Source organism: Amycolatopsis acidiphila (assembly GCF_021391495.1).
GTDB lineage: Bacteria > Actinomycetota > Actinomycetes > Mycobacteriales > Pseudonocardiaceae > Amycolatopsis_E > Amycolatopsis_E acidiphila.
Genome location: NZ_CP090063.1, coordinates 3,441,595 through 3,454,677, shown reverse-complemented (window position 1 = coordinate 3,454,677; position 13,083 = coordinate 3,441,595). Strand labels below are relative to the sequence as shown.

Annotated in this window: 11 protein-coding genes; 5 read left to right on the top strand and 6 right to left on the bottom strand. The window is 66.7% G+C overall.

All coding sequences use genetic code 11. From position 1 onward, the window contains the following. Window positions 1-4: 4 nt before the first annotated feature. Both LWP59_RS16790 and LWP59_RS16785 read right to left on the bottom strand, forming a co-directional pair. Window positions 5-433, bottom strand: coding sequence for a Fur family transcriptional regulator (locus LWP59_RS16790; RefSeq protein ID WP_144639476.1), 429 nt, complete (start codon window positions 431-433; stop codon window positions 5-7). Window positions 434-521: 88 nt separating this feature from the next. Beyond that, entirely contained in the window at window positions 522-920 is a 399-nt protein-coding gene (locus tag LWP59_RS16785) for a YybH family protein (RefSeq protein WP_144639474.1), read from the bottom strand. Between the two features lie 79 nt (window positions 921-999). Here LWP59_RS16785 and LWP59_RS16780 point away from each other — a divergent pair, with 79 nt between their 5' ends. Continuing rightward, entirely contained in the window at window positions 1,000-1,959 is a 960-nt protein-coding gene (locus LWP59_RS16780) for a sigma-70 family RNA polymerase sigma factor (RefSeq protein ID WP_144639472.1), read from the top strand. 337 nt (window positions 1,960-2,296) lie between these two features. On the opposite strand, the gene LWP59_RS16775 is transcribed toward LWP59_RS16780, so the two are convergent. Then, window positions 2,297-3,103, bottom strand: coding sequence for a polysaccharide lyase family 7 protein (locus LWP59_RS16775; RefSeq protein WP_229857713.1), 807 nt, complete (start codon window positions 3,101-3,103; stop codon window positions 2,297-2,299). Between the two features lie 265 nt (window positions 3,104-3,368). Here LWP59_RS16775 and LWP59_RS16770 point away from each other — a divergent pair, with 265 nt between their 5' ends. Further along, window positions 3,369-5,594 (top strand): hypothetical protein, encoded by a 2,226-nt coding sequence (locus tag LWP59_RS16770; RefSeq protein ID WP_144639470.1) that lies wholly within the window; start codon window positions 3,369-3,371, stop codon window positions 5,592-5,594. Window positions 5,595-5,686: 92 nt separating this feature from the next. On the opposite strand, the gene LWP59_RS16765 is transcribed toward LWP59_RS16770, so the two are convergent. The 3 genes from LWP59_RS16765 to LWP59_RS16755 all read right to left on the bottom strand — a co-directional run bounded on the left by LWP59_RS16765 (window position 5,687) and on the right by LWP59_RS16755 (window position 6,366). Then, window positions 5,687-5,833, bottom strand: coding sequence for a hypothetical protein (locus LWP59_RS16765; RefSeq protein ID WP_186383282.1), 147 nt, complete (start codon window positions 5,831-5,833; stop codon window positions 5,687-5,689). A gap of 62 nt (window positions 5,834-5,895) precedes the next feature. Further along, window positions 5,896-6,096: a hypothetical protein gene (locus LWP59_RS16760; protein ID WP_144639468.1), complete on the bottom strand. Its 201-nt coding sequence runs from the start codon at window positions 6,094-6,096 to the stop codon at window positions 5,896-5,898. Window positions 6,097-6,171: 75 nt separating this feature from the next. After that, window positions 6,172-6,366, bottom strand: a complete 195-nt coding sequence (locus LWP59_RS16755; RefSeq protein ID WP_144639466.1) for a hypothetical protein — start codon at window positions 6,364-6,366, stop codon at window positions 6,172-6,174. A 1,024-nt stretch (window positions 6,367-7,390) separates the two neighbouring features. Here LWP59_RS16755 and LWP59_RS16750 point away from each other — a divergent pair. The 3 genes from LWP59_RS16750 to LWP59_RS16740 are packed head-to-tail and all read left to right on the top strand — an operon-like array spanning window position 7,391 to window position 12,111. Further along, window positions 7,391-8,533, top strand: coding sequence for a toll/interleukin-1 receptor domain-containing protein (locus LWP59_RS16750; protein ID WP_144639464.1), 1,143 nt, complete (start codon window positions 7,391-7,393; stop codon window positions 8,531-8,533). Between the two features lie 7 nt (window positions 8,534-8,540). After that, window positions 8,541-10,517, top strand: coding sequence for a hypothetical protein (locus LWP59_RS16745; protein ID WP_144639462.1), 1,977 nt, complete (start codon window positions 8,541-8,543; stop codon window positions 10,515-10,517). A 31-nt stretch (window positions 10,518-10,548) separates the two neighbouring features. After that, window positions 10,549-12,111, top strand: coding sequence for a hypothetical protein (locus tag LWP59_RS16740; protein ID WP_144639460.1), 1,563 nt, complete (start codon window positions 10,549-10,551; stop codon window positions 12,109-12,111). Window positions 12,112-13,083: the final 972 nt, after the last annotated feature.

Genomic DNA, 13,083 nt, shown 5'->3' with positions numbered 1-13,083 from the left:
CGGATCATTGGGGGGTGCGTTCGGCCGCGCAGTCGGGGCAGGTGCCCCAGTACACGACCTCCGCCTCGTCGATCACGTAGCCGTGGTCGTCCGAGGCGGTGAGACAGGGGACCTGGCCGACGGCGCAGTCGACGTCCGCGATCGCGCCGCAGGAGCGGCACACCACGTGGTGGTGGTTGTCCCCCACCCGGGACTCGTAGCAGGCGGTCGCGCCGGCAGGCTGGATGCGCCGCACCAGACCGGCGTCGGTGAGCGCCCGCAGCACGTCGTAGACCGCCTGGTGGGACACGGTCGGGTGATCCTCGCGTACCAGCGCGATCACCGTCTCGGTGTCGACGTGCGGGTGCTCGCGCAGCGCGGCGAGCACGGCCAACCGGGGCCGCGTCACGCGCAACGAGACCGCCCGCAGCTGCGCCTCGAGGTCGGACTTCACGCGTCGACCTTAGAGCGCTTGTCTGGAACAAATCAAGTTAGACACCCCGCCAGTGGTAACCCCGCGGCCCTGGCGCCCCCCGGGCCGGTCACGACGCGTCGGTGAAGGAGTGGTGCTCGTGCACGACGATCCACCGACCACCGGTCTTGCGCAGCCCGAGGGTGAGGCGCAGCCGCTGCTCCGGGTGACACGCGAGTTCCTCGGGTGTCCCGCACCGCAGCAGCGCGTAGGCGAAGGCGGTGTCGGCACCGGCCACGACGTCGAGTGACTCGATGTCGAACACCGCTCCACCGGCCTGCCATTCGAAGAACGGCGGCCACGTGTCGCGGTAGGCGTCGATGCCACGCACGCCGGTGTACGGCGCCGGGACGTCGAACATCACGATGTCGGGGGCGTGGTCGGCCAGCACGGTCGCCAGGTCGCCGTCGTGCACGGCGCTCGCCCAGCGCCGGATGAGTTCGCGGATCCGCCGGTCGTCGTCGGTCATGTCGTCCTCCTCGTGGCGAGTGTCGTAGCTGGAACCCGCGCCGGCCGGCAAAGTCATCGCGCAGGAGCAAGATGACCCCATGAACGTTCCCGCCGACGCCCTGGACGCCGCCCGCTCCGGGGACCCGGTCGCCTTCGAGCGGCTCGTCGGCCCGTATCGCGAGGAACTGCTCGCGCACTGCTACCGGATGCTCGGGTCCGTGCACGACGCCGAGGACGCGGTGCAGGAGTCGTTCGTGCGGGCCTGGCGCGGCGTCGACCGGCTCGACGAGCGCGGCTTCGTTCGGGCGTGGCTGTACAAGATCGCGACGAACCGGTGCCTGACCGCGATCGAGCGGCGCGGCCGGCGTGAGTTGCCGACCGGCGTCCTGCCCGGCGCACCTGACAGCGAGATCAGCTGGCTCGAGCCCTGTCCCGACGTCTCGCCGGAGGCGCGGTATCTGGGTCGGGAGAGTGTGGAGCTGGCGTTCGTCGCGGCGTTGCAGCGGTTGTCCGCGCCGCAGCGGGCCGCGCTGATCCTGCGGGACGTTCTGGGGTTTCCCGCCGCGGAGGTCGCCGACCTGCTCGACACGTCGACGGCCGCCGTGAACAGCGCGCTGCAGCGGGCCCGCAAGGCGGCCGGCACGTCCTCGGGCACCAGCCAGCAGACGGCGCTGCGGGCGTTGGGTCGCGAGGGTGTGGACGAGCTCGTGACGCGTTGGTCCGACGCGTGGCAGGCGGGGGACGTCGAAGCGATCGTCGCGTTGCTGACCGACGATGCGCGGTACTCGATGCCGCCGCAGCCCGGGTGGTACCGCGGTACCGAGGCGATCCGGGCGTTCCTGGCGAGTGGGCCGCTGCTGTCGAGGTGGCGGTTCCTGCCGACGTCGGCCAACGGGCAGCTGGCGTTCGGCACGTACCTGTGGGACGACGCCACGAACGCCTACGTGCCCGGCGGCCTGGACGTCCTCACCGTCCGGGGTGGTCGTGTCGCCGACGTGGTCGCCTTCCTGACCGCCGACCTCACCGACTTCGGCCTGCCCGCGACGCTGCCCGCTTGACCCCCACCCCGGCGTGGCCGGGCGGGCTTCAGCCGGCCCAGTTGCGCTTGGTGAACGCGGCGGCGGTGCCCGGTCCCCGTTGTCCGCCGCGTCACGTGCGACTTCCTGGTCCAGACCACCGAACACCGGACCCGACCTCGTGCTGTCCCTGCACGGCGGTCCGAGGTGCACCGCACGCTCGGCTCGCTGCTCGTGATCTTCGGCGCGCTGCCGGCACAGCAACTCCCGCACGTCCCCGACTGGAGTCGCACCGCGCACCGGCTCGTGGACCTCCACGTCGCCGGCATGGCACCCCCCAGCAGGTCGGCTCGTCGTCGAAGTCAGCGGCCGTGGACCGTCAGTTGTGCGCCACCGTCAGGGCGTAGAACTTCACCTTCGGGCCGTTGCTGGTGCTGGTGGACGACGACTGGTTGTAGTCGCCCGCCTTGAAATACTGGTGGTAGGCGGAGAAACCGGCGGCGATCGGGTAAGTGGTCGCCTGGCCGTTGACGGTGACCTGGATCTTGCCGCCGACGATCGCGATCGCGTAGCTCCACTGCGCACCGAGTGGCACGTTGGCCAGCGTGTGCGGGGTCTGCCCGCCGGTGGGCGAGTTCTCCAGGCCCAGGACCACGTCGCCGTTGGCGTGGTAGTACAGCTCGAGCAGCGGCTTGGTCGACGAGCCGCCGCTGCCGAGGTGGATCTGCCCGACGCAGACGCTCGACGTCACCGAGACGACCCGCAGTCTCGCGGACAGCGTGTGTGTGCCGGACAGCGACCAGTCGGCGGCGCTGCCGTTGGGGTTCATCTCGCGTAGTTCGGAGCGGGCGTAGTTCGAGTTCGGCGTCGTGACCCCGGCCTCGGGGTCCCAGAAGGTCATCGAGCCGTCGTTCTTGTCGGTCCAGAAGTACGCCGGATTGCTGTATCCGTTGGGGCCCTTCAGCTGCGACGGCCCGATCGTCGTCGGCGACCCTGGCGACCCGATCGGCAGTTGCAGCTCCCACACCGACAGGTCGAAGTTGCCGCCCGGCGCGACAGCCGGGTTCAGCGCGGCGCTCGCGAGGGCCGGATCATTGGCCCCGACCACGGCGGTGGCCGCGGCCAAGGCGCCGCCCATCAGCAACGCGAGCCTCCGGCTGCGTCCGCGCCGCTTTCTGTCGTTCACTGCCTGCACGGAACGCCCTCCTTCGTGTGCGCCACACGTGTCGGTGCTCCCTTGGGTTCTGGACGCTTTCCGCGCGGACGCCCGGGTCGAGGTGAAGCACTCGTAGCCGACTGTGGCAAACAGTAGGTATCCGACCAGGGTTTGTAAAGACTCTTTCCGGATGAGGTCTGGACCATGTTCGTCGTGCCGCTGTTCGGCACAGGCGGACAGGCCTTGTCACGTTTTCGTCCTGGGCACGAGCCCGGTGCGGAATTAAAATGCTCGCGTGACAACTCACGACGAGACGCCTCGCGAGATCGAAGAGCTGGAGCGTTTCGTCCAGGCCGGTGTGGAGAAACTGAGCGGAACGCACTACCTCGATGAAGCCGGTGCACGCGAACTGGTGGAAGAGATCGCCAGTCGCAGGGCCTTCGTCAGCCGGTCGTTGTCAATGGTCGAGCTGGCGGCCGCGTACCCGCGATTCGCCTGGCCGGCGGAGCTCAGTGAAGCCGACCGCCGCCAGGCTGTCGTGCAGATGATCGACAGCAGCGGTATTGCCATAGCCGATCACAACGACTTCACCTTCGCCCGCCCAGACGTCGAGGCGTATCTGGCCGCCGGGCACATTGTCCGCAGCCATCCGCGCGGACCGCGTCGATGGGACCCGCGAACCTGGAAGTACCTGGCACCGCAGCCGACCTGGCCCTGGCCTCACATCGAACTGAGTCTCTTCCTCGCCGCTCTCTGGTGGCCGGCCGCGCGGACCGCCGTCGAACGGCAGCTGGGCCGCCTGCTGAGCGAGCGGCACCGCAACCCGAATGTCCGCTTCGTGATCGAACTGGTCCGGCGAGACCTGCTGCCCGGCAGCGACGTCGGCCGGCAGACCACCGAACTCCTGCGTCACGCGCTCGCCGACGACCGGTTGGCCGACCAGGACTGGATGAACACAGCGGTCTGGCTACACCAGATCGACCCCAAGGCCGCCGTCGCCGAGCTGGACGACTTCATCCGGGTTCCGCTGCAGGCGATCTCGGACCAGCGCAAACTGCTGGCCACCGTCGAGCTGATGAAGCATGCCCCGGACCGCGGCCGGAAGAACCTCGAAATCCTGGCCGCCAACCTGACCGGCACACCCCGCGACCGGCTCAAAACCGCGAGACTGATCGGCGACATCGACCCCGCACCGGGCATCCGGGCCATGCTGCAGCTCGCGAGTACCCCCGACATGCACGAGTTCCGGGCGGACGCGGCGATCGCGGCCGGTTCGCCCGACCTGCTGGCCGACCTGGTCGAGCATGGGCACGGCCTGTCCGACGACACGCGGCTGCGGTTGAGCACCGAGCTCCTCGGGCGGGATCGGGTCACCGGGATCGCGGCCGCCGAACGGTTCGCCGTCGCCGCCACCCCGAAAACCCGGCTACGGATCGCCGAGCTGTTGCGATCTTACGATCCTCAAAAGGCTGTACAAATCACGAGCGCCGTCGCCCGGACGGCCGATCACAGGGGCGATGGTGAACTACGACTTCGCGCGGTGATCCTGATTGGGGAGATCGACCCAGCGCAGGCAATTCCGGCGCTGACGCGGCTGTCGGCGGATTCGTCGGTGAGCGACGAGGTCCGGTTCGACGCGGCGAAGCACATCGCCGCCGAGCATCAAGGACCGATCACGGCACTCGTCGAGCTCGTCGGTGCTCCGGACGTGGATTGGACGTACCGGGCCGCCGCGGCCAAAGAGGCCGGAAAGACCGACCCGGTCACCGGGGCCCGATTGCTCATCGCCACCGCGAACACCGGTCCGCCCTCCGACGCTGCCCGGCTCGACCTCCTCAAGAAGGCCCACGCCCTGGACCCCGGCACCGCCGCAGAGCAACTCGTGGAACTCGCCGGAAGGAAGCGCGTCGCCGGCCGAATCCGCCTCGAGGCCGGCAACCTCGCCGGTCCGAAACTCAGCAAGCCCCGCCGCATCGCCCTCTACAGCGACATCGCCACCAGCACCAACGACGACAACACCGCCAGAGAGGCAGCCCAGAAAGTCCTCGCGACCGACCCCGTCCGGGGACGGCAGCTGATGGCTGTACTGGCCGACCGAAAGAAGGCAAGCTTCACCTACCGGCTGACCGCGGCCAAGGAAGGCGGCAGCGAAGCGATCCGTCCGCTGCGAGATCTGGCGGGTACCGCCCGGCCGGACGCCATTCGGCTGGAGGCCGCTCAGACACTCCTCAAGTTCGACCGGACGAGCGCCAGGTCGGCGCTCAAACGCCTGGTTCAATCCGGCCAACCCGGGAAAGTCCGCATCGAGGCGGCCCTGTCCCTGCCCAGAACATCAGCGGTGCACGCCCTGATCACCATCACCGGCGACCGACGCGAGAACGACAGCGTCCGCCTACAAGCGGCGTTGAAAGCTAAGGAATACGACGCAAAACGAGGCCGCCAAGCCTTGCACGACCTGATCGAAGACCCCCGACTCTCCCGCAGGGTCCAAGAACAGGCACGAAGACACCTGAAGAAGTGACCGGCGCTTGGCGGCCCGGAAAGCAGGCTCGGTAGAGCCGTTCGAGCACAACCGGCTTCGCTTCCGTGACAACGGTTCCGCATCGTACCTCGTCACGCGCCGGTGGTCACCGCGTTCCCGGGCCACAATGTCGCCACCAGCCCCATGCGTGCGTGGGATCCGGCGTCGGCCGCCAGGTGCAACGGGTGCTCGGAGAAGATGACCACCATGCCGGACAGCGACGCGATCTGATCGACCACAGTGGACGCCGTCCCGCGCCTGGCGTGCGGCCTACAGCCGCAGATGCACGTTTGCTTGTCGGTCACCGGCCGGCGAGCTTTCCCACGCTTCTTCGGCGGCCTCGTAGAGGTACGCCCACTCGGCGAGCATCGGGACGCCGCGCCCGGCCGCCGGTGTTCTCGGCGGCGATGAGCGCGGTCCGCGCGACTCCGGCGGAGACGACGGCCAGCGACTGGGGCGCGTAGGTGATCGCCAGGTACCGGTAGAGCGATTCGTCGATCACCGGCTCGCCACCTCGGATGAACGTCCGCTCTCAATCGACCTCGAACGGGCCGGTGCCGCACATCCCGTCGACGTTTCAGTCGCGGACGATCTCCCCGTCGGACGGGCGCAGCAGCGCTCCCCGCAGCTTGCCCGCCCTGGCCTCGTCACCCGGGATGCCGACGCACACGATGTCCGCCGCCATGCAGCCGCTCCTGCACAGGAACAGTGCCCCCGCGAACACCACGTCTGACCCATCGGCGTCGAGCATCACCTGCGTCTCCCGCGGCACCGATCCAAGGTACACCAGCTGCGAGCCGAAGCTCGCGACCAGCCCGCCGAGCCGTCGACCACCGAATACGCTCGATCCCGCGGGCGGCAAGGGCCTCGCCGCCGAGACGCGCAGGGGTGGACGCCCGACACAGCCCGAGCTCCCTGAGCCGGTCCACGAAGTCGCGCGGCACGTACCTCAGCCTCTGGAACTCCTCCCGGCACAGCGCCAGTTCCGCCAGCACGTCCTCGAACGTCGTTGTCATCATGGCTTTCGAGGCTAATCAGCGTCGACGAGGAAGGCGAGCACGACGGGTGGCAACCTCGGGCAGCCGTGCTCCATCAGCGGGACCGTTCCACCCTCGATCACGATGCTTCCCGCCGCTACATCCCGTACGAGCCGTTTCACCAGCTCTGGCACCGCTGGGAAGACGAATAGGCCGCCGTCCGCGCCAAGGATCAACACTGGCGGCGATCAGGCCCGGCCGGTCCTCCATCACGTCGCGCCCGCAGGCGCGGTACTCCTCGGCCGTGTCGACGCCGGGACCCAGCGTCGTGCACAACCCGCTCCAGCAGGTCATGCGGCCAGTCCGACGTTCAGCATCTCGAGCGCGAGCAGCTCACCAACGTCGCGAAGCGCGCACGGGCGTCCGCGGCGCAGATCGCCTTTCGCGCGTGGCGGTTCCAGCTGATCGCGAACGAGTGAATCCGTACGCCGGAAACGCCAGTGGTGGTGGCAGCCTGCTAACCGGCCGGTAGAACGTTCGGGCCGCAGCGTGCATGGACGCTTTTTTGCGGCCCCGTCAAACGGGCGATCTGACTTGCCACTTGCCGCGTCACCTCGAGTGGAGCGGATGAGAAGCAGAGCGTGGCGGGCAAGCCCCCGTTCAGCACAGGGCAGGCGATGACGACGACCGCTGGGACGACATGATCGTTCCCTGTCATTCAATTGTGATTCCGTCTGCTGCCGTGTGCGTAACAAGCCGTGATGCCTCGGCGACTCCTTGTCTCAGATAACAACGCATTATTCTATGAGGTGATCGTTCATGACGGTGCACGCCTTTTGGTCCTACCGTCATGATGATGACCAACAGGACAAAAGGCGTATAACCACCTTCGCACGTCTGGTTGCCACTGAGTTCGAAGCCATTTCCGGAGATGAAATGGCCCTGTTCCTGGACCGTGACTCGCTCGACTGGGGCGACGACTGGACCGAACGGATCGCCAGGGCAGTCAACGAGGCCGCGTTCTTCATCCCCGTTCTTTCTCCTCGTTACTTTCGCAGCGAGGCGTGTCGTGAGGAGTTTCGCGCGTTTGTGGCGAAGGCACGGCAACTGGGAACGACAGACCGCGTTCTGGGCATCGTCTACATCAGAATACCTGACATGTCCATTGATTCCACGGACGAGCTCGTTGCATGGGCGGCCCGGTACCAGCATCGGGAGCTGCTGGAGCTGCGGTGGCTCGCGGCCGACTCCGACAACTTCCGCCGCCAGGCGAACGCGCTCGCCCAAGAACTGGTCGATCTGGAGAACTCCAGAGCACCACGGATCGCGTTGCCCGGCGAAGACGCGTCCCGCACCGGGCCGGTGTTCTCCCTCCCCGCCGCGCCGACTACAGCAACGCAGATCCCGGCAATCGTCGGAGACGCCTATCTCGAACTCGTCGCAACCGCGGGTGAGGCGCTGCCCACCATCACCTCCCACCTACAACGATGCACCGTAGCGGCAAAGAAGATCCGGAACATGATCCGAGACTATGTGGTCGCGGTGATTCAGATCGGGAATCCCAGCGCCAAACTCGCCATTTTGACTCGGCTGGTCGATCTCACCGGTGATGCCGAACAGGACCTTACCGAAAACGCCCGGGAGTTCACGAGCGCGGTCGAGGACGTGGACACCGGTGTGCAAGCAGTGCTGCACTGGCCCATCTCCACTTTTCAGACCGGCGATCTCGATGGGCGCGAGGCCCTAGTGTCACAGCTCGCTTGCCTGAACGAGCACTCCACCACGGCCCGGCAGGAGCTGGCCGCTCTGCATCAGGTCATGGACGAAGCCGCGACAACAGCGAAGGTCGCAAGGAACACATTCCGCAATATTGAAACGAGCATACTCAAGCTCACCGACGGTCAGATGATCGTGGACCGCTGGAAATTCCAAACCCCGTCCGAAGACAACGAAACCAGGTAACTGACCGATGGAAGCCACAACCGACGTGATCGGTGTCCTGCGACAGGTGATCGAGGTGTGTCCCATTCCCGGCGCACCACCTCGGCTGTTCCGACGAGGTTCCACAGCGGGCCTGGCCTTCCTCGAAGCCGCCTTGCGTCTCGGGCACGTGCGGCGGCTCACGGAGAAGCTCGACATCTCCGAGTACCGCAACACCAAGCGGACCACGGAAGTTGACGTGAGCTTGCAATTCCTCAACTCGGGGCAACGACAGGCGCTCGAGACCCTCCAGGCGTCGAACCCGATATCCGATAGCGATTCCGCGAGCTCGACACTTTGGTTGCCCATCGCTCGAATACCCAGCCGCAACCCCATTCCGATCGAAGTGCGGAACGCTTCGGGTGCACGTCTCCCGACGATGACCCAGTACGAGACGTCGTGGCTGCTGGCGTCCGGTCTGTACCAGCTGTTCCGGGGAATTCTCTGCGGTCATCAAGAGGCAGAGGATCCGTCGACCGAGCTGAGTGCCTTTCTCTATCGCGTCCATGAATCCCGATGGATCATCCAGCAGGCCATCCTGACCATGCTCACCGAGCGGAACAGGCCACACAGCGGGAGCCGACCGAGCCTCACCCAGCACACCGTGAAGGGAGTGAACCAGCACTACCGCGAGATGGCGATCCACATCCTCGACGAGTACGGGCCTGCGCTACGGGATTACCTTCACTTACTCCGTGTCGCCATGGACGACTACTTCCTGGTGGTCGGACTGGACCAGTCGACCAACGAGCACATCCTTTCCTACACGTCGCCACTGCGGCGGACGGAACGGCCGCCACTGGCGAAGGAGCTCGTACGCCGAATCCGCTCAGCTCGGCGGGGCTACTATGTGAGCTACTCGTCGACTGTCCCCGGCAACCTCAACTCCTACCATCTCGTCGCCGAGACCACGGACGGTCTCGACATTGAGACAATCTTCTTGCGCGCCGACTCCGATCGCGAGCTCTCGGAAGCCATCTCGGCGGACCTCCGCACTCTCGCCGGACAGATGCGGCAGTTCTCATCCGATGCTCCGAAAGCGCACCGGAAGATACTCGAGTTGGAAACACAAAACGTGCTGCGGCGGCTGAACGGCCTCTGGTGCCGACGTAGATGGGATGCCGTTCATGCCGATCACGACCAACTCGGCGAAACCATGCCCGCATGTCGTGACCTGGCCCATGCCGCCATCTCCGGCGAGGCCGTGCTCGACGGGCGACAGCAAGGGCAACCCGATAACTCCATCCTGCGACACCCACTCGTCGCGCCGGACATCCTCGACAGGGCGGCCCGGGAGATCCATGACTTCGAGTTGCAGGCCGACCTTTCCTTCGAGAGCGACCCCCTGGGGAAACAGGCCCACGCGTACTGGCGCCGGCCCACCGGACGTCCCCCGAACTCGGACCAAGTCGGTATCCGCGCCTCGATACTCGTCGTGGACGCCACCACTTCCGGACCGCGCACGGTCCGCTCGTACGCACTAGCGGTCTCGGCGATCACTTACGTCGTGGCCAGCCTGCTCGGCAGGTTCCCGTTTCCGTTCGGGCTGGCGGATCACTCTCTCGAAGGCCAGGGAAGCGCCGACGCCCTCGTCGCCGTACTCCTGCTGATCCCAGGTTTTCTGTACAGCAGGCTGTCGCTGCCGGCCCGGCGGTCCATCGCCGGCTATATGCAGGTACTGCCCCGATTCGTCTCACACGGCAGTATCTTCCTGGTTGCGGCGCTCGCGGCCGCAATCGCCGCCGGTGCGCCGAACTCGGTTCTCTGCGTCTTCTTCGCACTAGCGATCGTGGTACCGGCCCTTTCGATCCTGGTCCTGCGTGACCCGCCGGCGGAACGGGCAGCAGCGGACGGGATCGCCGAGTTGGGCGGCCCCAAGTGGGTTTCCGGGCCGGGCAAGCACCTCGGACGCCGGGATCGCGCGCCCGACGAAATCCTCACCTCGTCGGGAGGCCGTGATGGATAGGCCTGATCACAGCGACGACGGTCCAGTGTCGGTGAGCCGCTTGATGGAACTCGCCAAAGCGGGTTACATCCTGGGGAAGGGACCCCAGATGCGGGTGGACTTCGAAATCCACCACCTGCCCAACTCGCCGGGATACTTCCGTGACCTGATGGCCCAGGAGCAAGAAGGCTCCGGGTTCGTCGAAGCTCTCTCGTCCAGCGCGAATGGAGTCGGCATTGTCATCGGCACGAGAACCGGCTTGGTCGACTCGGCCCGTGGGGGCCGGCACGCCGGGACAGGCGAAAGCCTCACGATCGACCGCAACGGCCGCAACGTCTTCTCCGGGATCGCCCGGCCGAATCCGTCGTTCACGTTCGAGTCGGTGCGCACCTTCGAAGGTGTCATCAGCATCAGCGGCTCCGAAGCAGCGACCGTCGACTTCCGCCGTGCGCTCCTGATCAAGGAGGTCATCGCTTACACCGCGAAACTCGCCGCGGAGGTCGCCGGCGTTCCGCTTCTGTCCGCCCAGTGGCCAGCCCAGGTCCCGCCCAAGATGCGTGGAAAGCCCGGGGTCCAGCACGTGCACGGCCGTGAAGAGGGCCCGCCGCCGCATGCGTCTTCCCACGCCATCAGGTTCGCTCTCGCCCTCGGGGAGTCGTCGGCCGAAACCCGGATGCGGCTCGGCAGGCATCTGGCGGAATTCGCACTGGAACGAGGCTTCGGATTGTGGCTGGCCGACAGCAGGGTGGGCCACCGGACCGGGAACTGGTTCCACGTCGCCTCACTCGCTCCCTCCCGGACAGCTGGATACCTCGCCCAGGACAACGATCGCGAACAGATCACGGTCTGCCTGCCAGTCACGCTTGTCGGACCGGCACGAATCGGTTCCACCCATACACTCATGGGCTTCCTCAGCTCGCTGCCCTTCGTCGGCGTCGTGGCGTGCTCGAACACCACTCTCGACGATCTGGCGTTCATTCACCTGCAACTGGTGATCCAGGGCTTGGGGGTTCGCGATCTGGTCGCCAAAAACAAGGCGCTGAAGGAACTGGCCAACGAGGACTCCCAGGACACCAACCCGGTGCAGGCATTCCTTCGGATCCTCCGGGCACTTGAGTGTCCGGAGGTCGCTCCGATCGTCGGTACCCGGCAGGCCAAGCCGAATCCCGCGTTCGACTACCGGGTTCTCGCCGGATCGTTGTTCCCGTGTCTGCCGAAGACCACGCGGCGCCGCGTCGCAGTCTGGTTCTCTTGGCAGGTCAAGGCGACCGAGGACGCGCTACTCACGATTGTCGACCGGCTCTATGCCGCTTTCGCGCAGATTCGTGACTCGCGGCACGATCACTGGCACAACCCGGAAGACCATCCGAACATCGAATATCTCATCTGCCGGCAGTTCAACTACTCGGTCCTGCGTGGAAAAGGAAAGATCTCGGTACCGAAAGATGTCATTGATCACTACTTCAAGAACGAAGTACTCGAACAACCGGTCTCACGTTTCTGCGCAGACCTCGAAGCGAGGTGGAGGTCCGAGCTGAACGGACTGGCCGGACTTGTGGAGCTGACCGTGGCGTGGCGCGAGTCCTGGCTCGGCAACTGGATGTCCAGTCTCTGACGGCGTCGACATCCGGATCCGCGGGCCAAGATCCAGTTTCCTATCGTTGAACTGCCGCTGGACAGGCTGTCCACAGGACGGCAGTGGGGCGGTACGCGGGTTTGGGGTCACGGTGGTCGGGGGCCCAGGTGCTCGTGCTCGCACTTGACAGCTCCTCGTGCAAGGCCGCGTCCGCACCGGCGAACGCCCCCGGTGGTCCGATCTCGGCAGTATCGAGTCGCTCGTCTGGAGCAAGTGGCAGGGCGGCGCCCGCTCGCCCTACCAGGTCAGCGTCAACCTGATCGGGCCCTCCTTCCGCTGCCCCTACCCCAGCCGAAAGTTCCCCGGCAAGCAGGGGCTCGCGCTCCTGCCGCTGGGGACGCGCACGGCGGCGCCGCGTCAAGTTGGACCACGCCGGGATGGGCGACCTGCGACCGTCTTCGGCCGACCGCGTCGGCGCAATGAGATCGGCGACCGCATCGGTCGGCAGGTGGCTGGTCGTCGGGCTCAGCCGACCAGCTGTTGTCCCAGCGTACGTTACTCCCCGGCGAGCGCACTGGCGAAACCGTAGTACCGCTGGACTTCGCGGCCGCCGGGCAGGCGCTCCGGGTCGCTCACGGGCTCGGGTCCGTCGTGGCGGCAGGCCTGGCGCGGCACAGCGCACCACGACGGGCACTGGACATCGGGACGAGCACGAGATCACCCCAGGGCGCCGGGACGTCCGCGTTGTACTCGGCTAGGCCGCGCGCTGGCTGGCCGGAAACCCGTCGCTGCGCCACGTCCCGATGGCGCTCGACGGCGTGGCGGCCGTGCCCGGGAGTCAACGCTGCTCGTCGACCCGGAAGGAGCGGCGCTGGTCCTGACTCCCGGTACGAACCTCTGGCAGCTGCTCGCCCTGTCCGGCGAATGGTGCAAGCGCGCCCGCACCCGCTGAGCATGGTGGTCGACTACCGGCTGGTGGTGCTGTTTGCGACTGGAACGACCTTCTCGGCA